The sequence below is a fragment of the Hydrobacter penzbergensis genome, assembly GCF_900106985.1.
In the GTDB taxonomy this organism is placed as follows: Bacteria; Bacteroidota; Bacteroidia; order Chitinophagales; family Chitinophagaceae; genus Sediminibacterium; species Sediminibacterium magnilacihabitans.
Map to the genome: position 1 here is coordinate 198,074 of NZ_FNNO01000001.1, position 25,262 is coordinate 223,335.

Annotated in this window: 23 protein-coding genes and 1 tRNA gene; 14 read left to right on the forward strand and 10 right to left on the reverse strand. The window is 44.8% G+C overall.

Annotated elements, in window-relative coordinates; genetic code table 11:
- Positions 1 to 8 precede the first annotated feature (8 nt).
- Positions 9 to 3,257 carry a SusC/RagA family TonB-linked outer membrane protein gene (locus tag BLU98_RS00970; protein ID WP_092721375.1) on the reverse strand — a complete coding sequence of 1,083 codons (3,249 nt, stop codon included), beginning with the start codon at positions 3,255 to 3,257 and terminating at the stop codon, positions 9 to 11.
- 155 nt (positions 3,258 to 3,412) lie between these two features.
- Positions 3,413 to 3,994 carry a helix-turn-helix domain-containing protein gene (locus tag BLU98_RS00975; RefSeq protein WP_092721376.1) on the reverse strand — a complete coding sequence of 194 codons (582 nt, stop codon included), beginning with the start codon at positions 3,992 to 3,994 and terminating at the stop codon, positions 3,413 to 3,415.
- 85 nt (positions 3,995 to 4,079) lie between these two features.
- Here BLU98_RS00975 and BLU98_RS17990 point away from each other — a divergent pair, with 85 nt between their 5' ends.
- Positions 4,080 to 4,283 carry a cysteine-rich CWC family protein gene (locus BLU98_RS17990; protein WP_092721377.1) on the forward strand — a complete coding sequence of 68 codons (204 nt, stop codon included), beginning with the start codon at positions 4,080 to 4,082 and terminating at the stop codon, positions 4,281 to 4,283.
- Between the two features lie 179 nt (positions 4,284 to 4,462).
- Complete coding sequence (locus tag BLU98_RS00985; RefSeq protein WP_092721378.1) at positions 4,463 to 5,338, forward strand: DUF4382 domain-containing protein; 876 nt, start codon at positions 4,463 to 4,465, stop codon at positions 5,336 to 5,338.
- A 455-nt stretch (positions 5,339 to 5,793) separates the two neighbouring features.
- On the opposite strand, the gene BLU98_RS00990 is transcribed toward BLU98_RS00985, so the two are convergent.
- Both BLU98_RS00990 and BLU98_RS00995 read right to left on the reverse strand, forming a co-directional pair.
- Positions 5,794 to 6,633 carry an HAD-IIA family hydrolase gene (locus BLU98_RS00990; RefSeq protein ID WP_092721379.1) on the reverse strand — a complete coding sequence of 280 codons (840 nt, stop codon included), beginning with the start codon at positions 6,631 to 6,633 and terminating at the stop codon, positions 5,794 to 5,796.
- Between the two features lie 189 nt (positions 6,634 to 6,822).
- Positions 6,823 to 6,893 (reverse strand) — tRNA-Cys (locus BLU98_RS00995).
- A gap of 102 nt (positions 6,894 to 6,995) precedes the next feature.
- Between BLU98_RS00995 and BLU98_RS01000 the strand changes: the two genes are divergently transcribed.
- The 4 genes from BLU98_RS01000 to BLU98_RS01015 are packed head-to-tail and all read left to right on the forward strand — an operon-like array spanning position 6,996 to position 10,096.
- Positions 6,996 to 7,871 carry a nucleoside phosphorylase gene (locus tag BLU98_RS01000; RefSeq protein WP_092721380.1) on the forward strand — a complete coding sequence of 292 codons (876 nt, stop codon included), beginning with the start codon at positions 6,996 to 6,998 and terminating at the stop codon, positions 7,869 to 7,871.
- A 40-nt stretch (positions 7,872 to 7,911) separates the two neighbouring features.
- Complete coding sequence (gene dapF, locus BLU98_RS01005; RefSeq protein ID WP_092721381.1) at positions 7,912 to 8,688, forward strand: diaminopimelate epimerase; 777 nt, start codon at positions 7,912 to 7,914, stop codon at positions 8,686 to 8,688.
- 3 nt (positions 8,689 to 8,691) lie between these two features.
- Complete coding sequence (locus BLU98_RS01010) at positions 8,692 to 9,630, forward strand: magnesium transporter CorA family protein (protein ID WP_092721382.1); 939 nt, start codon at positions 8,692 to 8,694, stop codon at positions 9,628 to 9,630.
- A gap of 1 nt (position 9,631) precedes the next feature.
- The gene (locus BLU98_RS01015) at positions 9,632 to 10,096 is read left to right on the forward strand and encodes an NUDIX hydrolase (RefSeq protein WP_092721383.1); all 465 of its coding nucleotides are present in this window, start codon (positions 9,632 to 9,634) and stop codon (positions 10,094 to 10,096) included.
- Here BLU98_RS01015 and BLU98_RS01020 read toward each other — a convergent pair.
- The 3 genes from BLU98_RS01020 to BLU98_RS01030 form a co-directional block, all read right to left on the reverse strand.
- The gene (locus BLU98_RS01020) at positions 10,093 to 11,013 is read right to left on the reverse strand and encodes a hypothetical protein (RefSeq protein ID WP_139173799.1); all 921 of its coding nucleotides are present in this window, start codon (positions 11,011 to 11,013) and stop codon (positions 10,093 to 10,095) included. The two genes, BLU98_RS01015 and BLU98_RS01020, sit on opposite strands and share 4 nt — an antisense overlap.
- An 86-nt stretch (positions 11,014 to 11,099) precedes the next feature.
- Positions 11,100 to 11,882, reverse strand: coding sequence for a queuosine precursor transporter (locus BLU98_RS01025; protein WP_092721385.1), 783 nt, complete (start codon positions 11,880 to 11,882; stop codon positions 11,100 to 11,102).
- Positions 11,882 to 12,166 carry a hypothetical protein gene (locus BLU98_RS01030; RefSeq protein ID WP_092721386.1) on the reverse strand — a complete coding sequence of 95 codons (285 nt, stop codon included), beginning with the start codon at positions 12,164 to 12,166 and terminating at the stop codon, positions 11,882 to 11,884. Before BLU98_RS01030 ends, BLU98_RS01025 begins: the two co-directional genes overlap by 1 nt.
- Before the next feature lie 101 nt (positions 12,167 to 12,267).
- Between BLU98_RS01030 and BLU98_RS01035 the strand changes: the two genes are divergently transcribed.
- Both BLU98_RS01035 and BLU98_RS01040 read left to right on the forward strand, forming a co-directional pair.
- Positions 12,268 to 14,760, forward strand: coding sequence for a YfhO family protein (locus BLU98_RS01035; RefSeq protein ID WP_092721387.1), 2,493 nt, complete (start codon positions 12,268 to 12,270; stop codon positions 14,758 to 14,760).
- Positions 14,757 to 15,686: a glycosyltransferase family 2 protein gene (locus BLU98_RS01040; RefSeq protein WP_092721388.1), complete on the forward strand. Its 930-nt coding sequence runs from the start codon at positions 14,757 to 14,759 to the stop codon at positions 15,684 to 15,686. The genes BLU98_RS01035 and BLU98_RS01040 overlap by 4 nt, the downstream gene beginning before the upstream one ends.
- Here the strand turns inward: BLU98_RS01040 and BLU98_RS01045 are convergent.
- Together BLU98_RS01045 and BLU98_RS01050 are read right to left on the reverse strand one after the other, a co-directional pair.
- The gene (locus BLU98_RS01045; protein WP_092721389.1) at positions 15,683 to 16,687 is read right to left on the reverse strand and encodes a glycosyltransferase family 2 protein; all 1,005 of its coding nucleotides are present in this window, start codon (positions 16,685 to 16,687) and stop codon (positions 15,683 to 15,685) included. The two genes, BLU98_RS01040 and BLU98_RS01045, sit on opposite strands and share 4 nt — an antisense overlap.
- A 12-nt stretch (positions 16,688 to 16,699) precedes the next feature.
- The gene (locus BLU98_RS01050; RefSeq protein WP_092721390.1) at positions 16,700 to 17,647 is read right to left on the reverse strand and encodes a glycosyltransferase family 2 protein; all 948 of its coding nucleotides are present in this window, start codon (positions 17,645 to 17,647) and stop codon (positions 16,700 to 16,702) included.
- A 14-nt stretch (positions 17,648 to 17,661) separates the two neighbouring features.
- On the opposite strand from BLU98_RS01050, the gene BLU98_RS01055 reads away from it, so the two are divergent.
- The 3 genes from BLU98_RS01055 to BLU98_RS01065 are packed head-to-tail and all read left to right on the forward strand — an operon-like array spanning position 17,662 to position 20,833.
- The gene (locus BLU98_RS01055; protein ID WP_092721391.1) at positions 17,662 to 18,492 is read left to right on the forward strand and encodes an FkbM family methyltransferase; all 831 of its coding nucleotides are present in this window, start codon (positions 17,662 to 17,664) and stop codon (positions 18,490 to 18,492) included.
- Positions 18,493 to 18,495: 3 nt separating this feature from the next.
- Complete coding sequence (locus BLU98_RS01060) at positions 18,496 to 19,299, forward strand: glycosyltransferase family 2 protein (protein ID WP_092721392.1); 804 nt, start codon at positions 18,496 to 18,498, stop codon at positions 19,297 to 19,299.
- Positions 19,300 to 19,315: 16 nt separating this feature from the next.
- On the forward strand, positions 19,316 to 20,833 hold the full coding sequence (locus BLU98_RS01065; RefSeq protein ID WP_092721393.1) for a lipopolysaccharide biosynthesis protein: 1,518 nt from the start codon (positions 19,316 to 19,318) through the stop codon (positions 20,831 to 20,833).
- Here BLU98_RS01065 and BLU98_RS01070 read toward each other — a convergent pair.
- The gene (locus BLU98_RS01070; protein ID WP_092721394.1) at positions 20,808 to 21,575 is read right to left on the reverse strand and encodes a menaquinone biosynthetic enzyme MqnA/MqnD family protein; all 768 of its coding nucleotides are present in this window, start codon (positions 21,573 to 21,575) and stop codon (positions 20,808 to 20,810) included. The two genes, BLU98_RS01065 and BLU98_RS01070, sit on opposite strands and share 26 nt — an antisense overlap.
- Before the next feature lie 64 nt (positions 21,576 to 21,639).
- Between BLU98_RS01070 and purB the strand changes: the two genes are divergently transcribed.
- The 3 genes from purB (at position 21,640) to BLU98_RS01085 (ending at position 25,260) form a co-directional block, all read left to right on the forward strand.
- A complete protein-coding gene (gene purB / locus BLU98_RS01075; protein ID WP_092721395.1) occupies positions 21,640 to 22,986 on the forward strand; it encodes an adenylosuccinate lyase in 1,347 nt (448 codons plus the stop codon).
- An 82-nt stretch (positions 22,987 to 23,068) separates the two neighbouring features.
- Positions 23,069 to 24,751, forward strand: coding sequence for a S8 family peptidase (locus tag BLU98_RS01080; protein ID WP_257574620.1), 1,683 nt, complete (start codon positions 23,069 to 23,071; stop codon positions 24,749 to 24,751).
- Positions 24,751 to 25,260 (forward strand): DinB family protein, encoded by a 510-nt coding sequence (locus BLU98_RS01085; RefSeq protein WP_092721396.1) that lies wholly within the window; start codon positions 24,751 to 24,753, stop codon positions 25,258 to 25,260. Before BLU98_RS01080 ends, BLU98_RS01085 begins: the two co-directional genes overlap by 1 nt.
- The last annotated feature ends 2 nt before the right edge of the window (positions 25,261 to 25,262 follow it).

Sequence of the window (25,262 nt, forward strand, 5' to 3'; positions counted from 1 at the left end):
TTTGTCGTTTAGAAAACAATGTTTAAGTTAAATCCGTAGCTACGCGTTGTTGGCGTTTGCAGGTTCGGTTCCCTGCTGTTGCCGGAATAGATGTTTCTGCCAGAGTACTGGTCCACATCCATGTCTTTAAAACGGGAAGGGAAGAAATACAGCAGATTACGGCCAACCAGCGACACATCGATTTTGGTAATGAAGGATTTCTTGCCCAGGAATCGCTGGGGAAGAGAATAGGTCAGCACTACTTCTCTCAATTTTGCGTAGGTTTTGGCTACAGAAGTGTGTTCGAAATCATTGAAATAACTGCTCACATAGTCCTGGATATAATTCACCACCGATTTATTGGGTGCAAATTGCAGGTCTTTATAGTTGGTGATCACGCCTGTAACCGGATCGTACTTGGGTGTACCGCTGATGATCTGTACTCCCTCACCTACATAAGTACCTTTGAATCCCGGATCTGTATAATGGTGGAACTCGTACTCCCTGGCTGCACCTACTGCACCTTGTACGGTTTCGATATTACTTCCGCCTTCGATGCCTTTTCTCAATACCCTGTCCTGTACCTTTCCACCTACTTTACCATCAAACTGGAAAGCAAGGCTGAAGGTTTTATAAGTGAATTTGTTGTAAACAGCCCAGCTCCAATCCACATCCCCATTTCCTACATACTGAGCTTTCGGCAAATAAACAGGATAGCCTGATGCGTCATTGATCACTTGTCCATCGGGAGTTTTGGCTGTCACACTTGCGTATAACTTATCTACCCTGTCGCCCTGCTGGAACTGGTAGTTCGAAAGGTTAGCAGGCAGTTCTTTATAAGTTTCGCGGAAAGTAGACCAGTTCAACAACACATCCCATGACAGGCCTTTCCTGTTTTGGATGGGTGAACCAGTCAGCGACAGTTCAGCACCTTTGATCTCTGTTTTGATCGCATTGGTAATGATACCGGTTAAGCCGGATGTTTCTGAAAGCGCTGAAGTAACGATGCCTGGACCCTTGATATTGTCGTAATAAGTAGCACTCAAGCCCAGTCTGTTTTTCAGGAATTTGATATCCAGACCGTACTCTGCACTGGTAGAAACGGAAGACTTGATATTGGGATCTACTTTATTACCCGGTGCATAAGCGCCTGTCTGGTTATTGTACACAGTTCCAATACCATAAGCAGGGTCAGACAATGAATAAGAAGGTCCGCCATATACCGTTGTATAAGGAGTTCCATAACCCAACGGGTAACCGGCCGGCCCGAGATAAGGGCTGGTACTGGGCGCTTTTGCCGTAGCATAGCTTCCCCTGATTTTCAGGAAGCTGATGACACGAGGCAAGTCTATATAATCTGAAATAACAGATGCTACTGAAACCGAAGGATAGAAATAAGTGTTATTGTTCAAACGGAGTGTAGAGTTTTTATCTACCCTGCCTGTAGTGGTTACTGAAAGGTATTTTTTATAATCTACACTGAGAGAGTAATAAGCACTCAATACCAGCATTTTCGAATTAAAATTGTAAGCTTTCAGCGGGTTCAGGGTATTGGCGAAAGAATAAAGCCCCGGAACGTTCAGGTAGTCCGTTTTCACAAAGCTGGAGTTATAGCTGAAATTGCGGGCATTGACACCACCAAGGCCGTCAATGGTAAACCCACCCCTGATCTTACCGGTGTATTTCACCAAGCCTTCTACGTTGTTGTCGAACATTGAGCGCCTGTCTTCAGAATAATCGCCACGGTTCAGTTCCCTGCCGTATGGGTGCGCCGAATAAGGCAGTTTCTCATTACGCATTATATCGAAAGTGCTCACGTTCGTCCTCAGAATGGCTTCGATATGCGAATTGGGTTTATAGGTTAACGCAGCAGTTCCGTACACATCTGTTTTATAATGACCGCGCAACCATTCGTAACTCATGAACCAGGGATTGTGGTAACGCTGATATTCAGCAAATATGGATTGAACACCTTCCTTGCCAGGCTGCCAGTAATTACGCAGTTGATTCACATCGTAATCGGCACCAGTCCAGATGGTCAGGTTATAGATCACGCTGTTAGGACCGTACACAACATCAGGAAAGTTGGGAGAGAATTGACGATTATAGTTCAGGCTACCCTCAATCTTCAATTTATCACTCAGGTTGTACCCAGTATTGATGTTGAAATTAACCGTATTCAATTTGGTATTGGGTACAATGCCCTGCTGGTAAGTATGAGACAGCGACATCCTGATATTGGATCTGTCGTTGGCAGATGAAAAGCTGAGGTTATTGGTGGTTAACAGACCGGCCTGGATGAATTTTTTCAGGTTATCCACACCACGGGCAATATAAGGCGTTCCCTTTCTAACTCCGGTTACCGGGTCGATAGGACTGTCGTACTGGGGAACCAATTGTCCTTCAAATTTAGGTCCCCATACATCGTAGTCTCCATCATTGATACCACCACCTTTACCATCTCCAAACGCATACTGCGAATAATCACCTCCGCCATAGAGCGCCTGGGTTTTCGGAACGGCTATAAAACCTTTGTCAAGCTGGGTAGATGAATTGAATTCTATGGTATAGCCTTTATCATTTTTCTTAGCCTTTTTGGTAGTAATAAGGATAGCGCCATCCTGGGCACGGCTACCATAGATAGCAGTAGCGGCGAGGCCTTTCAGGACAGTATAAGATTCGATGTCATCCGGACTGAGGTTCCAGGTATCGGATGTGATGGGTATACCATCTACTACATATAAAGAGATATTATAACCGCGGAGAGATACGGCTGGTGCAGCCAGCATTTCTCTGCTGATGGCCACATCCAGGCCCGCAACTTTGCCCACCAGGCCATTGACGGGATTAGGCTCCCGGGCTTTTACAAGGTCGGCACCTTTTACTTCCTGAACAGCGTAACCCAGTTTTTTGGTTTCCTTTTTCACACCCAGGGCGGTTACCACCACTTCGTCCAGTTGTTTTGACGAAGGGTCAATAAGAATATCCAAAAATTGGCTGGTTGCATTCACTTGTTTTTGTGCATATCCAACATAATTGATCAACAACTGACTATTTGCAGGAGCAACATGCAGTTCAAATTCACCATTTGCATTGGTAGTAGTGCCAATATTGGTATGCTTAACAGTAACACTAACCCCTTCCACGGGGCGCTTGGTAGCGGCATCTGTTACTTTTCCTTTTACGGAAACGGATTGTGCAGACAAATGTGCGCACATCACAAGGGTCGTAAGCGACAGTAACAAAGCCTTGAAATAGCGAATCAACTGATGCTTCATAAACAAGGGTTTTGATGTTTTAGAAGGCAAAAGTATCAGCGCAGTGTTATGAAATAGTTTAGTTAAAGTTAACTAAAAGTAAAGTATTTGTAAACAAATACAGTCTTTAAAAGGTCTTACGTTTATAAATACTAAACACAAAATATACCCTGGTCTTATACCGATCTGTTTTTGAAAAAATAGATGACCAGCAGCAGGGCGTCTTCCTGGCTGGTGTTGCGGGGGTTGTGGAGGTCTCCGGCGTCGAAAAAGAGAGAGTCGCCCTCCTCCATGAGGTAAGTTTCTTCGCCAATGGTATATTCAACTTTACCCTTCAGCAGGTATTTGAACTCGAAGGCATCCGTACTCACCATTTGGCGTTCGGCATTGCTTTCCAATCGAAGGAGCACGAAATCTACATGGTAATCGTGTACGGTAGTGGAGAACAGCCGCTGGTAATAAAAACCATGGGCGTTTTCTTTTTCAAAAGGCTGATACTGTTCTTTTTTCCGGTAGATCACTTTGTGATCGGAGGAGAGCAGGTTGATGTCTTTAAAAAATTCATTAAAATCTATCTGCAAAGATTTGATCAGGTTGAGCAACACTGTTAAAGAGGGGATGCTTCGGTTATTCTCCACCTGGCTGAGCATTCCCTTGGAAACGCCTGCTGCATCAGCCAGTTCCTGCAATGTGATGTTCTTGTCCTTCCTGAGTTCCCGTAAACGGTTGCTGATCTGGTTAATGATATCCTCTTGCATACATGCGTTCATTTAATATTCTGCAAATTAAATGTAGGGCATATACGGTATTGCTACTCCATTAATAATATTAATTTAGCATCCCATGCAAAAGACCTGTTCAAAATGCGGAGCCACGTTTGGCTGCAAGAATGAAGCGCCGGGCTGCTGGTGCGAATCGGTCTGTGTTGATGCCCCCACCCTCGCTTTATTGAGGGAACAATTTGATAATTGTCTTTGCCCCGTTTGCCTGCAATCGTACAGCAATTTGCAGGCGCCACAACAAGAGGTAATTAACAATAATGCATAAGTATTTAGTTTCAAGTCAAGTATCTTCTTTTGAAGTTATTTTTACCTTTTTTGGGCTTCCCACTAGGACCTTCTTTCCGCTCCATTGTCTTTTTATAAAACACAGTTGCACAACAGGCTGGCATACTTGTTGCGATTAGCCTGACAGATAGCTGATACCCTTATCAAAAACCCAGATGTATGAAAAAAATTACTTTGAACCGCTTCGGCATGATGATGGCAATGGTATTGCCGGTTTTCTTATTATTCTTTGCAATCGCCTGTAACAAATCGGCGAGCACTCCGCAAAACAAATTCCTGACAGTGCATTTAACAGATGACCCTGCACTTTTCAACGATGTCTTTATTGACGTTAAAACAGTGGAAGTTAAAATCGACCCTGATTTGAATCACGACAGTCATTTCGACGATGCTGATAAAGACAGCGATAATGACGGGACAGACCATGACCAGTTTGGTAAATGGGATACCCTGCACATCAGACCCGGTGTGTATGATATCATGAAACTCAGGAATGGATTGGACACTGTATTGGCTACTGGTAATATTCCTGTGGGCAGGATCGAGAAGATCCGGATTACCGTGGGTAGCAACAATTCAGTGGTGTTAGCCAACAAAGTATCACAACCGCTGATTCTGGCTCCAGGCCAGAACAACTATCTCTATGTAAAGATTGACGAAAAAGAGATCGATGATGCAGGTGGCCAGGTGAGTCTTTGGATTGACTTTGATCTTTCAGAATCCATCCGTGAGTACAATGGTCAGTTTTACCTGAAACCGGTATTAAAAGCATTCAGCATGGAACAATCCGGCAGCATTGAAGGCAAGGTATTACCGCTCGATGCACATGCAATAGTGAAAGCTTATTCCGGAACAGATACTGCAACAGCGATCCCAGAAACAGGTAATGGAGAATTCAAGATTCGTGGATTAAAGACTGGCACTTACAGTGTATCGTTCAAATCAAGTAACGGATACCGGGACACTACGATCACTAATGTACAGGTAATGAAAGGAAATAATACAGAGCTTCCTACTGTTACACTGCACAAGTAAATAAGGCTTAGGATTCCCGTACCTGCGGGTTTGGTTTTAAATACAGGATAGACAGAGCGGCTGATTCTTCAGCCGCTTTCTTTTTATACAGGCTCAGGCTTATTCTCTTACATCTATCATCAATAGATACGATGAAACTCAAGCTGTGCCTGGCTCAAACAGATTGGCACGCTTGTTGACTTACACTGGAGGGCTAAACCAATTCATTAACTAAACCCAATAGGCATGAAGAAAAAAACAATCCCCGATAAACTCGGTATGATCTTGGCATTGGTGTTACCGGCTATAGTGGCCACACTGATACTTTTCGCGATCGTTACTTTTATTTCTTAAAACAAATCCGGCCGATGTAAAAAGTTTACTATTATCCATGAGTTTAGGTACCCGTTTCTTACGGGTTGGTTTTGAATACAGGATAGACAAAGCGGCTGATTCCTCAGCCGCTCTCTTTTTATTTAATGCACAACCATCGTGTGACCATCATATGAAAATTGTTCATGTTGTTTGGACAGTACTTTTGTAAACAAAGCTTCATCCAGCAAACTCTTCACAGAGGGTATGATGAAATCAGGTGTGTATCCGTAATGATCCAGGTCCTCTTCTTTCGTTACGCCCGATAAAGTAAGTACAGTGGTGAACCCCATGGAACCGGCGCCCAAGATATCGGTGCCCATGGTATCCCCGATCATGATGGTCTCCGCAGTAGACAATCCCAATATCTTCCTGGCCATACGCATCATCACCGGGCTGGGCTTACCCACACTGAATGCCTGTTTGCCTGTAGCAAATTCCAGCATGGCAACAAAGGCGCCACAGCCTGCACGGTATTTTCCATTACCTACCGGGCAATTCGGATCCAGGTTGGTGGCAATCAGTTTGGCCCCGCCCATGATCATGTTGATGGCTTTGTCAACCGATTCCAACATAATCGTTCTTCCCTCACCGATGATCACATAATCGGGATGATCATCTACAATGGAATAACCAATATTGTGTAATTCCGTGAGCAGTCCCCCTTCCCCAATCACATAAGCCGTACCTTGTTCTTTTCTCGAAGCCAGGTACCGGGCTGTAGCCATTGCACAGGTAAAAATGTCCTCATCATTCACATGAAAGCCCATTTTGCGCAGTTTATAACAGACATCCCTAGACGTACGCTGGCTGTTATTGGTCAGGAACAGAAAGGAAAACCCTTTCTCACGCAGGCCATTGATGAATGCTACTGCACCGGGGATTGGTTCGTTGCCTTTATATACCACCCCGTCCATGTCGATAAGAAAACCTTTCTTTTTCATAGTATGTCGGTTTTGTTCATTTAGAAAAACAGATACAGTTCGCAGGCAAGAAACGCAGGCGGCAGGCTTCGAAAAATATGTGCAAGAAACGAACGCGTGCAACAGGTCACGCAAGAGATACGGTCAACCGAACCGAAGAAAGAGCATGTAGAATACTGTACGAATATACGAATTTATGAGGAAAAAAAGAGGTCCCGACCAGATTCGAACTGGTGTAGAAGCTTTTGCAGAGCTCTGCCTAGCCACTCGGCCACAGGACCTTTCCTGAATCAGGCTGCGAAAATAAAGCAAACCGTTGAATTTCAAAATTCTAAATTCTTTGCCCGAATACACGAGATTTGTACACGAACAATGTATGGACCATGAATCGCATAGCAGAAAGTGAGCTGATCATCAATAACCGCGGCGCTGTTTACCACCTGAACCTCAGGCCGGAAGAGCTGGCTAATACCATTATTACAGTAGGCGATCCTGACCGGGTACAAGAAGTGAGCAAGCATTTCGATAACATTGAAGGGAAATACCAACATCGGGAATTTGTAACACATACAGGCCGTATTGGGCAAAAAAGGATTTCAGTAGTTTCTACCGGCATTGGAACCGACAACATTGATATTGTATTGAATGAACTGGATGCATTGGTGAACATAGACTTTACCAGCAGAACGGTCAAAAAGGAACTGAGTAAGTTAACCATTGTGCGCATAGGCACTTCCGGCTCCTTGCAGGCCGATATTCCGGTGGACAGTTTTGTGGCCAGCACACATGGGTTAGGGGTGGATAATCTGCTTAATTTTTACCGCCAGGAAAACAACGATGAAGACCTGCACATACTTAAAGCATTTACCGCCCATACCCAATTAACAGGTGGTATGGCTGCTCCATATATTGCCGGTGCAGGCGCCGCAGTATTGAAGCATTTTGTAGAAGGATTCCACCACGGTATCACCGTTACCTGCCCGGGGTTTTATGGTCCACAGGGAAGGGTACTGCGACTGGGCCTTATAAACCCCGATTTTATAGACTTGCTTACAGCATTTCGCTTTGGAAACCATCGTATCACTAATTTTGAAATGGAGACCAGCGGCATCTATGGCATCGGAAAATTGTTAGGTCATCACTGTTTGAGCCTGAGCGCTATTGTGGCCAACAGGGTAAAAAAAGAATTCAGCAAAGATAGTGCAGCCGCAATAGAACAATTGATCGTAAAAACGCTGGGAATACTGGCGATGAATTAAACAGCAATAATATTAGTTTTGGCTTTTGAATCTGAACAACATGCAACTTACTTTTTACAAATACCAGGGCACCGGAAATGATTTTGTGATCCTCGATAACAGGGATGGCTCCATTTCACTCAATACCCAGCAAGTGAAATTTTTGTGCGACAGGCGTTTCGGCATTGGGGCAGATGGCCTGATGCTCCTCAACAAGCTGGATGGCTATGATTTTGAAATGGCTTATTACAATGCCGATGGACGTGAAAGCAGTATGTGCGGCAATGGAGGCCGTTGCCTGACCCGCTTTGCATTCGACAGGGGTATCCACAAAGCAAACTATTTATTCCGAGCAGTAGACGGCGATCACCAGGCAGAGCTTGACGAAAACGGATGGATCAGGCTTAAAATGCAGGATGTAAACGAAGTAAAAGAATACCATGGCGACCTCCTGCTCGATACCGGTTCTCCGCATTATGTCAAGAACGTTCACCATGTGATGGACCTCGATGTTTTCAAAGCCGGCAGGGAGATCCGTTATAGCAAGGACTTTGAAGCCGAAGGCATTAACGTGAATTTTGTAGAGAACGATGATAAAAAAATCATTGTGCGTACTTATGAACGTGGTGTGGAAGATGAAACTTTCAGTTGCGGAACGGGTGTTACTGCATCTGCACTGGTTTCTGCTCATAACGACAAAGGATTTAACCAGGTGGAAGTGCAAACCCTGGGCGGGCATCTCGCAGTTGAATTCGACAAGACAGGGGAACACAGTTTTGAGAATATCTGGTTATGCGGACCAGCGACATTTGTGTTCAAAGGGGAGATAGAGATATAGCCAATGATACAATACTTTAAGAACCAAGACGGCCAAACGATTGAAATCAATAAACCGGAAGCAGGCATTTGGGTGAACCTTGTTCCTCCTTTCAAGGAAGAAGAATTCATTGAACTGGGAGAAAAACTGGAAATACCCATCGCCTTTCTGCGCGATTCACTGGATATAGACGAGCGGCCACGCTATGAACTGGAAGACAATGTGCGGTTCATTGTTATCAAAACGCCCACCGAAAACAATTCTTTCAACGACAGTGATGCTTACTATATTACTATTCCCATCTGCATTATCCTCACGCACAACCAGATTGTTACGGTAAACTCATTCGACAACGGAGCCATCAAAAAATTCCTCAACTCTTTTCAGAAACGTCATCCCGACAAAAAGAATATGATGATCCTGAAAGTGTTTGAAAAAGTGGTGCAGAATTTTATGGAATTCCTCAAAGAGATCAATCACCGCCGTAACCAGTACGAAACAAGTTTGTACGAAAGCAACAGCAACGAAGACTTGCTCAACCTCATGCGGATACAAAAAAGCCTGGTGTATTTTGTTACCGCCCTGCGCGGCAATGAGATGTTGATGATGAAACTGGAGAGAAGCAATTTCCTGGGACTGAACGAAGAAGAACGAGAATTTCTGAACGACCTGATCGTGGATACCAGCCAGGCCCTTGAAATGGCCAATACTTACACAAATATCCTCACCAGTACACTCGATGCTTTTGCCAGCATTATCAGCAATAACCTGAATAGTGTGATGAAGCGCCTGACTTCTATTATCATTATAATTTCATTCCCCGCGTTAGTGGCCGGTATATATAGCATGAACATAGGCATACCCTATGTGCATTCTCCATATGCATTCTATGTCTCAATCGTACTTTCGTTAATCGCATCGGTGATCATCAGTTGGTATTTCATGAAAAAGAAATGGTTCTGATATGGCAAAAATAAACGTTAGGGTATATGGCATCCTGCTCGACAGTCGCCAACGTTTACTCGTAAGCGATGAATTCATTCGCGGCGGGTATTTTACCAAACTGCCGGGAGGAGGATTGGAATTCGGCGAAGGCACGAGGGATTGTCTCAAACGTGAGTTCATGGAAGAAACCGGTCTTTCTGTAACCATCGGCGACCATATTTATACCACTGATTATTACCAGCCTTCCGCTTTTCATCCGGGCGACCAGATCATCTCCATTTATTATTACGTGCATACAACAGAACCCATTCAACTCGAAACAAAAGATCGTCCTTTCGATTTTGCCCCCCACCAGGTAGCAGATCCGCAGGGAGAAAGTGAGGTCTTTCGTTGGATTGCATGGGAGCAGGTACATGAAGATATCATGACCCTGCCCATTGATAAGATCGTTGTTCAGAAAGTGCTGGCGCAACGCACTGTTTAAAATCTATATTCAAACATCAATTGCCAGAAAGCAGTAGTGCTGTTCCCAGATGCTGCATTTCCTACAGGAATAAACAGGCTTACTGTGGGGCGAATAGACAAATTGTTGATGTCAATAGCTGATTCAAGATCCAGTTGCACATTGGTTATACCAAAACCCTGTGCAGAAGAAGTTGTAGTGGTGGTTCCTCCACCTGTGCCTGTGCCAGTACCAGCACGCCTGCCCCCTCTTCTGGCAGTACTTCCGCTGCCTTTTTTCACATAGCTGACAGACTTTGAGTTATGACCTATATACCTGGTGGTATTAAGAAAGGAAAAATAATCGTTCGTGCCGGCATTCAGTCCCACCGAAGGGATCATTGAAAATCCAACATCTCCACTCTCCCATTCGAATGAATGGCTGAAGCCTGCAGTCAATCCAATATCACTTACAGAAGAAGCAGGTCTTGCCGAAGTGTCCTTGCCAAACCCGATTCCCACAGCGATATAGGGCATCAACCAGGTTTTTTTATAGGTCAGGTCGCCATATATTTCATTGCTCATAGGCGAATAGGGAACGCTCTTGTTACCGGTAAAAAAATAATGCCCATAAGTAATGGCATAATCAAAAACAGGCAGGTCGTAACGGGAAAAACCCATACTCACTGCATGCATATACAATCCTTTATTGGTACCACCCATTACAAACCGCGGCGAATAGCTGATGGCAAAACCACTGTTGTTACCGAATGAAAGGGTTGGACCAAAGGAAAGTGAGTTGTTAAAACCCGTATCGGTGCCAACGATGTTATACGTTGAAACGGTTATCAGGTTGATTCCGGCTGAAAAACGCCATTGGGAGGCATGACTGCTATCCTGCGCAGTTAATTGGGTCAGGGCGCAAAAAGACAAGCATGCAAGGACAAATAATCGTTTCATGGGGTTTATTAAAAATCGCTGCAAAGTTGCTTACAACTCTGCCAGCATCAAAAAAAGAGGTTCATTTTAAGTTGCATTTAAACGGTTCACTCTTCCGATTTGCCCATCGCCGCCAGCTTCATCTTGTGGGCCGTTTCATGTCCCACATACCGTTCTATCCTTCCTTCGATCAGGTAAATCAGCGGCGTAAGCACAACCGCCATAGTAAATTTATATAAATAATTCACTACACAAATGGCCAGCACCAATTGCCAGCTCCAGCCATTACCTATTTTAAATGCGATAAAAAGAACCACGAAGCTGTCTACCAGTTGTGACACAACCGTAGAACCGGTTGCCCTCAACCAGACCCATTTGTGGCCGGTAACTTTTTTAATGCGATGAAATACGGTAACATCCACAATCTGGCTTACGAGGAATGCGGTAAGGCTACCCAGGATAATCCACATGCCTTGTCCGAATATTCCGCTAAATGCCTGCTGCATATTTGGAATACCATCGGCCTGTTTGGAAGCGATCCAGAAATTGGCCGGCGCTATTTGCATGGCCAGGTAAAACATCAGGAAGGCATAACCGATCAGTGCTACCGCAGTATAACTGATTCTTCGCACGGCTTTTGGTCCGTAATATTCATTGACCACATCGGTGATCACAAATTCAAGCGGCCATAACAACACACCACAGGTAAGATTGAACGACATGCCTGACTGTCCGAACAAGTTGAATTGAACCGGGTTCAACCCGAAAACTTTTTCCAGCGAAAAAATCTTTCCGCCAATGCATTCCGCAATGAGTGCGTTGGCCACAAAAAAAGCGCTGATCCCTAAAAACAATTTGGTGGGTTTGTCTTTCAGTATGCTGTGTATCATCAGGGGAGTATGAAAAAAATGAAGAATTGTAAAAACAATACCGACAAATTAACGATGATGAGCCATTTGGGCAATAAAACGGGTTCTTTTTTTATCAACCTGATCCCGTACCAACTGTGTACCAACAAATTCAGGAAGGGTGCTATGAACCAGCCCAATATGATAATCGTATGACTCACTTCTGCCCTGCCAATGAAATCATGGGTTCGCTGGATGATGAGGCAAACGATGAACAGCAGGTTACAAATAAGGGCCAACCGGGAAAGGAAAGCGAGACTCTTCATATTCCCCACAAATTACAGTCAAGCTGTATATAAATAACCATCTGTGCTATAAAAATCAAATATTTTTCCTGTAGGTTTGCCAACATCGTAAAAAAGGAATCATGAAGAATTTCCAGTGGAAAGCATTATTACCCCACGCTATTGCGGTAGTTGTATTTGTTCTTGTGGCAGTGATCTACTGCAAACCTGCGCTGGAAGGTAAAGTACTCGCACAATCCGATGTGATACATTGGCAGGGAATGGCACAGGATATGGTGAATTATAAGGAAAAGCACAACAACCACTGGCCTTTGTGGAACAACAACCTTTTTGGTGGAATGCCCGGTTATCAGATAGTCATGGAACCAGGTAATATATTCTCTCCTATTTATTTCCATTACCTCTTCATGCTGTTTCTGCCCAAGCCTGCGGGATTCTTTTTCTTACTCTGCATCAGCTTTTATTTTTTATCACAAGTATTGCGTATCAAACCCTGGTTGGGTATCCTGGGAGGCCTTGCGTATGCTTATGCTACTTATAGTCCCATTATAGCCGTAGTGGGACACGATACCAAAATGCAGGCCATGGGTTACCTGCCAGCTTTGTTGGGTGCTGTCTGGCTCATCTTTCAGAAAAAATACTGGTGGGGTGCGGCGTTGACCGCTTTGTTCACCAGCCTGCTCATTGGCATGAATCACTTGCAGGTATCTTATTATTTCATTATGATGGCCGGGTTCATGAGCATTGCCTATGCCGTTGAATGGATCAAGAACAGGGAATACAAACGCCTCGTATTATCACTGGCGGTCACTTTTGCTGCCGCGGGTGTAGGTATAGTAGCCAATATGGTAAGTCTTGCCACTACTGCCGAGTATGCCAAAGCCACCATGCGCGGAGGCAGTGCGCTTAGTCTGGATACCACTGCTTCGGGCAAAAAAAGCACTGGCCTGACTGTAGATTATGCTTTCACTTATGGCAGTTATGGCAAAGCTGAAAGCCTCACCTTCCTGGTACCATCAATTTACGGGGGCGGATACCTTTCCTCTTTAGATGCCGGCTCTCATTTTACCAAGCTTGCGCTCGAAAAAGGTCTCTCTGAAGATCAGGCTGCACAATTCACTCAAATCGTTTCCGGGTCTACCTATTGGGGCGAGCAACCTGGCAATGCAGGACCTGTGTACCTCGGGGCTATTATTTGCTTTCTTTTCATCTTCGGCATGGTTTACCTCAAAACATGGCACAAGTGGTGGGTACTTGCCATTTGCCTGGTAGCCCTTCTAATGAGCTGGGGCAAGAATCTGCCCACTATCAATACTTTCCTTTTTCATTACTTGCCTTTATACAACAAGTTTAGGGCGCCGAGCATCATACTGATCATTCCCCAATTGTTGTTTCCGCTGATTGGCATCATGGCCTTGCAACAATTTTTCTTTGAAGAAACCGATAAGGCAGCAGCGTTGAAAAAACTGAAAACAGCTGTTTACATCACTGGTGCTTTTCTGTTGATAGCACTGGGTTGTTATCTTTCTTTCGACTATAGAGCCAGCGGTGACGAGAACCTGAAAGCATATATGGCTCAATTATTGGGCGGCAAGCAGGAAGACGCACGTGCCTTCTACAATGCACTAAAAGAAGACCGCAAAGCCTTATTCGGCGCCGACCTGCTCCGTAGCATCTTACTGGTTGCTGCGGCTGTCACTTTACTCTGGCTCACTTTGAAAGACAAACTCAAACCCATGCATGCCATCATTGCATTGCTGATATTGAGTTCTTTCGATCTTTTCCTGGTTGACAAAAGATATTTGAACGATGCGCATTTCCAGGAACAGGAAACCATCAGCGACAATAATTTCAAAGCCACCCCTGTTGACCTTGAAATATTGAAAGACACTACCCGTCCGCGCGTATTCAACCTCACGGGTGCCCCCTTTTCAGATGCCACTACTTCTTATCACCATCGTTCTATTGGCGGTTACCATCCTGCCAAGCTGAGCATTTATGATGACCTGATCAGCTCCCAGTTGCGTAAGCAACCCATGAACATACCAGTATTGAATATGCTCAATACCAAATATTTCATTTTCCCGAACCAGCAGAATGGTCAGCCGATGTTGCAAGTGAACCCGGATGCATTGGGGCAGACATGGTTTGTAAAGCACATCCAATATACGAATGGCCCGGCTGCAGCCATGAAAGCCCTGGATCATTTCAACCCGAAAGATACTGCCATTGTAGAAGAGTCGTACAAAAAAGACATCGCATTTGAACCCATAGCCGATAGTACTGCACACATAAAACAGGTGTACAACGACAACGATGAGATCAAATACCAGTCGAGCAGTAAAACCAACCAGTTCGCCGTATTCAGCGAGATATTTTATGATCGTGGCTGGAAAGCTACCATCGATGGGAAGGAAGCGCCGATTGTGAAGACCAACTATGTACTTCGCGGGTTGGCCATTCCTGCTGGAGAACACACGATCCTGTTCAAATTCAGGCCGGCTTCTTATTACAACAGTGTTAAAGCGGCTGTAAGTGCATCGTTCTTAATTTGGGTGTTGTTAGTAGCTGCTATAGTAGCGGGGCTGCGCAAGCGCAGAAAAGAGACTGCATGAGTACGATGCCAAAGATATCTGTAGTGGTGTGCACCTATAACCGGGCCGATTATATTGTGGATGCTATGGAAAGTTTGTACAGGCAAAGCCTTGACAAGCAATATTATGAGGTGATCATCGTCAACAACAATTCATCCGATAATACTACCAGTATTTGTGATGCTTATATCGCCGCACATCCCGATGCTTCTTTTCAATTTCTTAACGAACCGAAACAGGGCGCTTCCTTCGCGAGGAACACCGGCGCTGCTTTAAGCAAGTCTCCTCTCTTGTGTTTCATGGACGATGACGCCATTGCAGCACCCGATTACCTGGAGCGTATCGTATCTTTTTTCGATCAGCATGCCGATGCGATCGGATTAGGCGGAAGAATCATACCCAGGTATATTCCTTCAGAGCCTGCATGGATGAGTTATTATGTATCCTCTCTTGTTGGCAATTTCGATTATGCGCAGGAAGTCACATTATTTAAGCCAGGTAAATACCCGTTAGAATCAAACATGATCGTACGAAAAGCCTATTTCATAAGAGTCAACGGATTCAATACGGCTTTGCCAGGTGTGGCGGGCACTTTGCGTATCGGTGGCGAGGGGAAGGAATTCTTCTTCAAATTACAGGCATTGGGTGGCAATATTTACTACAACCCCTCTATCTGCGTGGAACATGTAGTAGAGGTCAAGAAGCTGACACCCGAATACATGTACCGCATTGCCAGTGGCATTGGAAGAGGTGAACAGGTAAGAGTCAAAGCCATTGGCAGGATGGCTTACTACAAAAAGATCATTGAATATTTTTTCAAGTTGGGTGCTTCTGTAGTATTGGGCATTCTGTACACATTACAAGGGAATCCGGCAAAAGCAAAGCCAGTTATACAATTCAGGATAGATGCACTAAAAGGATTGTTCGACAGCCGCACCACTGTTTAAAGCATTTTATAAAAATGCGGTTTGTTCCTCACAATCACTGGCAATAATGACCACACTACTGCAACATTTTTTGTTAGCCCCCCTATCTTTTTCCATTCACCAACCGGAGACTTCCCGCGTATCAATGGCCATATGGTGCCACATATTGCGAATACCAACACCCCCCAGGTATAATTCAACAACTGAAATACGAACCAACCGATCCCATATTGTTTCCTGATACGCACATGATTGGACACGATCAGTTGCAATCCTTTTTTATCAAACAGGTTATCATAAGTTTTATCTTTTGTTTGTGTAGCGTCTTTGATTGATTCCCCCATCAAGTGGACGATGCGAATATTCCCGTACAATACCAATGCTCCTGTCTTTTTCAACCGGCTGCACCATTCCACTTCTTCCCCATACAGGAAGAAATCTTCGTCCATCAGTCCGGCTACTGCTATCGCTTTTTTTTTCACCATCAGGAAGGCTCCGCTGATCCAGTCCACTTTTACTTCATCAGCTACCTGCTCTACTCCCGGTTTGCGCGTATGCAATTGAAAAGCCAACCATCGCAAAAACCGACCCCAGTAAGGGATGGAGAGCAGGTGATTGATACCACCCTTCATAAAATAGCTTCCCGATATCTGAGACGCACCGTTCTCATACAGAAGTTGTACACCACAAGCTGCATAAGAGCTTTGAACAAATGACAGGTAACATTGCTGAATTGCATCATTCAAAATAAGGGTATCCGGGTTCAGCAACAACAATACATCGCCTGTAGCCTGCCTGATGCCGGCATTGTTGGCTCTTGCGAAGCCGGCATTGTATCCCATATCCACCCATTGCACAAAAGAAAATTGTTGCAGTATCTTTTCCCTACTGTCATCGCCCGATGCATTGTCCACTACTATCCATTCAAAACTGCTTACACTTTCGAATGCAGTGGCAGAGCGAATACAGTCAATGATATAAGCGGCAGAACGGTAATTGACTAAGATGACAGATAGTTTCATGCTATCGACTGGTTAAGCTGTTGGACTCACAAGATAATTCAGGAACATGAATGTTTTGGAAACAACGCCCATACGCAACAAGCGCAGCGGAACCTTTTGCTGCCATTTCAACATATGACGCAATACAGGTAAAATCTCTACAGGCTCCACCCCGCTGTTCACCATCACAGCTTCGGTACGCACTTCATGGTTGCGGAGCAACCGCCAGTAATAATCATATATTTTAAGATCACGGAAAGCAGTTGTTCCGATCTTTTGTGCAAACAGGATGTTCTCTTTGAGGATGATCTCATCGTTCTCCCTGCAGAACACTGTAGTTTGGTCTTCGTGCAACCCGATGCTCACCAGGTGTTCATCGAGGTAAACATAAGTGTAGCCTTTCTGCAAAACATGTACATAATAATCCACATCCACCAGCCAAATGAAACGTTCTTCATATTGCACTTCTTTTTTAACAGCCGCTTTCAACATGGTATTGCTGGGCGGGCCAATCACATTGGCCAGCAATAGATGCAAGGGGCGTTTATTCAATTCAGGTAGCAGGGAGGGGATGTATTGTAAAACCATACTGTTCCCTTGCTCGGATATGGCAGTGTTCTTGCAAAACACGAAGCCAGCCAAAGGATTTTTTTCGAAAGCAGCTACATATTTGGCAAGGGCATGCTCATCATTGAACCAATCGTCCTGGTGCAGCAACATAAAATAATCACCTGTTGCTTTCTCAATAGCCCTATTCCAGTTTTTAGGGCTTCCCAGTGCCGGAGTATTTTGATAATATTGGATGCGTAATTCCGTTTTATAGGGCTCGATAGCTATTTTTACACCATCGTCGGGCGAATCATCCGAGAGGATCACTTCTACCTGCTTATAACTTTGCCGGAGCACTGCATCCAGCAAACGGACCACAAATTCAGGTTTCTTATAGGCAGGAACACAAATGCTGATCAGCGGATTCGACATATAAGCTAAAAATTATGAGCAATTTTCTGGCAAATATAATCAAAGGTATCGTTGGAAGGCTGAAACCTCCTACTCACCAGGGTCGTTTCAAATCCATCGGCTGGCTACAGGAAAAAATACTGAAGCACGAGGATGACCAGCAAGAAAAAAGCAAAACGTTGAATGGAATGCCGGTGTATTACCAGCGCCCTTATGAACTATTGCACACTTATGATGAACTATTCGTCGGGGAAATGTACCGTTTTCAGGCGGTGACCGACCAGCCTGTGATACTGGACTGTGGCGCTAATATTGGCTTAAGTGTGTTGTATTTTAAACAACTGTACCCCCATGCCAACATATGGGCTTTTGAACCGGATGAAAATAATTTCCGCCTGCTGGAGAAAAACATTGCCGTCAACCATTTGTCCCATGTGCAAGCCGTGCCCAAAGCAGTATGGGTAGAAGATGGATATGTTTCTTTCCTGGCTAATGGTACAGAAGCAAGTCGCATAACCGATGAATCCCTGGCAGCAAATGGGCAACAGGTGCCCTGCGTCAGGCTGGCCGGTGTATTGCGCAACTTTGATCAGGTCGATTTTCTGAAAATGGATATTGAAGGCGGTGAACACAAAGTCATTCCCGATTGTGCCGATGAATTGCATCGTGTGCGCAACCTTTTCCTGGAATACCACGGCCGCACATCCGACAATATCCAACTGACCAATTTGCTCAGCATTGTTCAACAACAGGGTTTCATGGTATACATCCGAAATGCTGCCGACAGCCTAGTTCATCCTTTCACAGAAAAACAGGGCACGGCACAATACGATGTCCAGTTAAATATTTTCTGCTATAAAAAATAGTGCATGACATCCACACCTTTAATCTCCGTGGTTATCCCCTGTTACAATGATGGCGCTTACCTGCCCGAAACGATTGACCGCCTGCAACAGCAGACCTATTCGCATTTCGAGATCATTGTAGTGAACGATGGTTCCACTGATGCACATACATTACAGGTATTGGAAGAGCTTTCGCAAAAAGGCATCAAAGTGTTGCACAAAGAAAACGGCCGCATGTCTTCTGCCCGGAACCACGGTGTACAATATGCAAGTGGCAGCCTTATTGCTGCACTGGATGCCGATGATTATTTCCATCCCAGCTTTTTTACCAAAGCTATTGCCATCCTGGAGAAGAAAACAGAAGTGGCTGTGGTAACCAGTCATATCCAGTTATTCGGCGACTACAAACAAACCGCCCGGCCCCGCGGGGGCAATGCTTATAATTTTCTTTTCTCGAGTGAATGCCCCGCCTGTGCCATGGTCAGAAAAAGCTGCTGGGATGCTGTAGGAGGATATGATGAACAAATGACCATGGGCTATGAAGATTGGGAGTTTTATATACGCATTACCAAACAGGGATGGAAAGTAGAAGTGATCCCCGAGAAATTATTGTTTTACCGGCAAACACCGGGGTCTACGCTTAAAAATGATACTACGCCACGTCGTCAGGAGATCATCAACTACATCATCAGTAAGCATGGCGATTGGTACCTGCAATGCCTCAAAGAGCTGGTGAACAACAAACAGGTATTGTTTACTGAAAGCAGAATCGCCTACCTTACTATATGGCGCATGATCATAAACAGGCTTCGCAAGAAATATTCATAACTTAGGCGATTGCATTATGGGAATCATACAAAAACAAAGTTTCAAGTCTTCCATCTATATATTCATCGGCTTTGTCATTGGCGCTGTGAATATCCTGGTGTTGTTCCCCCGTTTTTTCTCACAGGGAGAAATAGGCCTCACCAGGGCCATGATCGATATATCACTTACCTTGTCGATATTGTGTACCCTAGGCTCCCTGCCAGTGATCTACAAGTTCTTCCCTTTTTACAACGATTATACAGGACCCGATAAAAACGATCTACCCATGATCACCGCCATTGCTTGCGCTATGGGCTTTCTGTTCACCTGCCTGGTCGGATTTTTTTTCAGGGATTTCATCATACGCAAACTTGGTAAGTCTCCTGAATTTGCACATTACTTTTATACCATCTATCCTTATACTTTTTGCCTCCTGCTCTTCTCCTGGCTCGAAGCATTTGGTTGGTGTTTGAAAAAAACCGCTCTTACTAATTTTCTACGGGAAACGGGAATTCGTTTACTTACCACCCTGTTGATCCTCTTTTATGCATTTCATTGGATCAACCTGAAACAATTCATTCATTCTTTTAGTGCACTATACCTAGTGCCAGCCTTAGTGTTGCTGGTGGTATTGATTCGTTCTGGTAAATGGCAACTGCACATACTGCCCATCAGCAATGTTACCAGGCGATTAAAAAAGAAAATGATTGCTTTCAGCCTGTTCATTTTTGGCGCGCAGTTTCTGAATGTACTTGCCAAGACCAACGATACAATACTGGTAATCAGTTTACGCGGGTTAGCCGATACAGGCATCTTTGCCATCGCTACTTACGTCAGCGCTGCGCTGGAAATACCGCAGCGTAGCATCACATCCATCAGCATACCTGTTTTATCTGAATCTTGGAAGAATAAGCAAATGGATAACATCAGGAATATTTACACTAAAAGTGTTTCCAATTTATTAGTGATCGGACTGGGCCTTTTCGGGCTCATCTGGCTGAATATACACAACCTGATACTCTTCCTTAATAAACTTTCATCGGGCAGCAAAGGCAATTACGAAATCATCGGCCCAGTGGTATTGGTAATGGGATTAGCCAAAGTACTGGACCTTGCTACAGGTGTGAATGGACAGATCATCGGCACATCCAATTATTGGCGTTTCGACTTCTTCACCAATGTGTTTTATACTATCCTTTCCATTCCTATGAATTTCATACTTATCAAATCATTCGGATTGATGGGCCTTGCTTATTCAAACCTCATAGCGTTAACTATTTACAACGGAGTACGATATGTATTTCTGTGGAGAAAATTTGGATTGCAGCCATACACGATTACACATTTATATATCCTGGCTGGAACTATATTGCTTTATGGGTGCATCTACTATATCCCGCAAAGCAATAATCTTTACATGGATATACTGGTAAGATCTATCGCATTCCTTGCACTGTTTATGCCAATTATCCACTATACACGTGTTGCACCGGATTTAAGCGACTTCATCACTGCTAAATTGAAGGCACTCATACCTGGGAAGAAGAGATACTAGCGGACTGCTGTATTTTCTCCAGGAACAAAGCCAGCCCTTTTCTTTTTTCCGCATCAAGCCGGTAGCTTATGTTTTTTGTGTAATAGGTTTTCATGTCGTACCAGTTACAGTCAATATCCGCCACAACCTCATCAATGTGGTGCAACCCGTATCCATTTGCACGATTGAATGCATCTTCAAAATCTTCTCCCAGTGGTTTATTGGACACCCAGGCTGCAAAAACAAAAGGCAGCCCGGTATATTTCTTCCAGGCAAGTCCCAGGTCATAAATATAAGCCGATTGGGTTCGCTGTTCCAAGGCCCTGTCGCCTATTACTACGCCGGCTGCAGTCCCCTTGATATGAGAACGGAAATCCTCACCCGCATCTTCAAATACCACCTCTTTTTTCCAGTACTCTTTCAGAAGCACTTTTGCCAGGTTAACGGAAGTGCGACTCTGATAATCAAGCAATACCGTGGTGATCTGTTCCATGGGTACTTCACTGAAGATAGCTACGGAAGCTACTTCCGCATCGGCACCAATGCAATGATCGGTAACGATATATGACTCTTTCAACTGGGGAATGATGGCTACCGGAACCAATCCCACATCTATTTCATCATTCAGCAACATGCCGGCAATATGGGCGGGGTAACCTTCTACCAGATCAATCTTATCCATCAGCCCCGAACGCCTGATCCCATATAACAAAGGCCTGGTATTTAAATAACTAACAACGCCAACACGTATTCTCTTGTCCAATTAGGTTACTTTTGCATGCAAAGAACGGTTATTTAACCAAAACCCAAAACAAGTACCCTAAACCATGGAATTGCTCCCACTCACCGCTATTTCCCCTGTAGACGGGCGTTACCGCAAGCAAGTACATCACCTCGATGAATATTTTTCTGAATACGGACTGATCAAATACAGGGTATTGGTGGAGATCGAGTATTTCTTTTTCCTGGCCAACAAAAAATTCTTCAAACTGCCCGCCAAAGCGAGGCTTCACTTGAAGAAAGTGGCCGATGATTTCAGCATTGCCGATGCACAGCAGATCAAACAGATTGAGTCCATCACGAACCATGATGTAAAAGCGGTGGAATATTTTCTTAAAGAGCAACTCGATAAAGCCGGTATACCTGAACTGAAAGAGTGGATCCATTTCGGACTCACTTCACAGGACATCAACAATACTTCTATTCCCCTGAGCTGGAAACATTGCATGGAGCATGAATACATGCCTTCCATCATCAACCTGCAAAACAACCTTTACCAGTTGGCGACACAATGGAAAGATATTTCATTGCTGGCGCGCACACACGGACAACCTGCTTCGCCCACCCGCCTGGGTAAAGAGATCATGGTTTTTGTAGAAAGACTGCACAACCAGGTAGAGTTGTTTTCCAGCATACCATATGCCGCCAAGTTCGGGGGCGCCACCGGTAATTTCAACGCCCATCATATTGCTTTCCCTAAAAAGAACTGGATCGCACTGGGCAATGAATTTGTAGACCAGGTGTTGGGTCTGCAACGCATGCAGTACACATCGCAAATTGAACATTACGATAATCTCGCAGCACATTTTGATGCCATGAAGCGGATCAACAATATCCTCATAGACCTTTGCCGCGACTGCTGGACCTATATCAGCATGGATTATTTCAAACAAAAAACAAAAAAAGGAGAAGTTGGTTCCTCTGCCATGCCCCATAAGGTAAACCCCATCGATTTTGAAAACGCCGAAGGCAACCTGGGAGTAGCCAATGCCATTCTGGAACATTTATCGGCCAAACTGCCCATCAGCCGGCTCCAGCGCGACCTTACCGATTCTACCGTTTTACGGAACCTGGGCGTTCCGGTAGCGCATGTGATCATTGCACTTAAATCGCTGGAAAAAGGACTGAGCAAGCTGGTGCTGAATGAGGCCAAAATCAAAGAAGACCTGGAGAACAACTGGGCCGTTGTGGCGGAAGCCATACAAACCATCCTGCGTCGCGAAAATTACCCCAACCCTTATGAGGCGCTGAAAGACCTTACCAGGGGCAATAATACCATCGACAAAAAAGCCATCCACCAGTTCATCAGTACATTGAAAATCAGCAGTGCACTGAAAAAAGAATTAAAATCCATCACCCCCTCCAATTATGTGGGTGTAAACCCGGTTTTCTGATAAGATTTTCCTAAAACTGACCCGGGTGCGTTATATTATCATTATCATTCTGCAAATTTGCGGGGATAAGTAATTTACACTGATGATGCATCGTGGGATTGTTTTAAGTGTTGTGGCATTGCCACTCTTCTTCGTTTGCGGCCAGGCCCAGAATAGTATACCGAAGAACTGGTACCAGATGGACCATTCGCAGGATTCTTTTTACGGTATCAGCCTGAACAGGGCCTATGATTTCCTGAAAGACAAAAAGAGGAAGTCCACTCCTGTTGTGGTTGCCGTGCTGGATTCCGGCGTGGATACCACACATGAGGATTTGAAAAACATGCTGTGGCATAACCCGAAAGAAATTCCGGGCAACGGTATCGACGACGATGGCAACGGTTATGTAGATGATGTGTACGGATGGAATTTTCTCGGCGGTAAAGATGGCCGCAACCTCAAACGTGCGCCCGATGAACGCGCCCGTATCTTCCACAAATGGAAAAGCCGGTTCGAAGGCAAACCCGATACCAGCGCATTTTCTCCAGTCGATAAAGACCATTACCAGGCTTGGACCAAGGCGGTGAATGAATTGAACTTCTCTCCCGACGAACAGATGGAGCTGATGATCCTCGACATCACCTGCAAAGCCCTGAAACGGCACGATAAAGTATTGCGCCATGAAATGGGTTGCGATGAATATACCTGCGACAAACTTGAAAAGTTCGAACCCGTTTCCAGGCTGGGCAAAGAAGCCAAACTGGCTTATCTCACCAGCATGAAAATGATTGGTATACCGGATGAAGAAAGGAACAGCGAAACCAATGTGAGCATATTGGGCCAGTTGGAGGAATATGTAGAAGGCAAAAAAGCAGCTTTTGATTCGAAAGAATCAGTAAAAGACAACCGGGCAGAGATTGTGCAGGATAATTACAACAGTCTTACCGATCGCTTCTATGGCAACAATGATGTGATGGGCCCATCGCCTATGCATGGCACCCATGTATGCGGACTCATCGGCGCCCAACGCGGCAACCATATTGGCATCGATGGCGTAGCAGATAATGTGAAACTGATGATGATAAGGGTGGTGCCGGATGGGGATGAATACGATAAAGACGTAGCGCTCGCTATCCGTTATGCAGTAGATAATGGCGCTAAGGTCATCAACATGAGTTTTGGCAAATATTATTCGCCCGAGAAAATGTGGGTAGACAGCGCTGTGCATTATGCAGAAATGAAAGATGTACTCATCGTGCACTCATCGGGTAATGAATCTTATAACCTCGATACAACCGTAGGCTATCCCAATCCATGGCTCAAAGAATGGAATACCAATGCCGGAAATTTTATTACGGTAGGCGCCAGCAGTGATCCCAGGATCAATGGCAGCATTGCCGCGGACTTCAGTAATTATGGCAAAACACATGTAGACGTGTTTGCACCGGGTGTAAAAATGTATTCTACCCTCCCCGGTACTCATACCTATGGCAACCAGCAGGGCACCAGTATGTCTGCACCTGTTGTTTCCGGCCTCGCCGCGCTGATCCGCTCTTATTATCCTGAACTCAGCGCCGTACAAGTGAAAAAGATCATCGAGCAATCGGTATTGATACCCGATGCATCGGTACCCAGTTTTAAGCCGGGTGATAAAAAATCTGTTGTATCTTTCAGTGATCTTTCCAAAAGCGGCGGTATCGTCAACGCATACAATGCAGTGAAGCTGGCTGAACAATACAAAGTCACGACCGATATTAAAAAAAATACCACCAAAGCCAATAGATAATGCCACGTCCACTTGCAAATGATTATGGCCCTTATTTTGAAACCTATATCAGTAAAGTAAAGAGCAACGATGTAAAGACCATCCTTGAACAGGAAGCTGCTCCCATCGAAACTTTTTACCTGAACCTTCCCGAAGCAAAAGCCGATTACCGGTATGCAGAAGGCAAATGGACGCTGAAGGATCTCCTGCAACACCTGATAGATACAGAAAGAGTCATGGTCTATCGCTTGCTGCGTGCTGCCCGTAAAGATGCTACACCCAACGCTTCCTTTGATGAAAACAGTTTTGCCGCCAATGCTATGGCCGATAAAAGAAGTTTCCATTCACTGAAAGAAGAATTTCTGGCCCTGCGGAAGTCCACCAACCTGCTTCTGCAATCTTTAACGGAAGAGCAACTCTCTTCTGCCGGCATCTCCAGCAATCACCGCACAACAGCCAACGCACTTGCCTTCATTATCTTCGGCCACCTGAAGCACCATCAAAATATTGTTGAAGAACGGTATCTCTGATC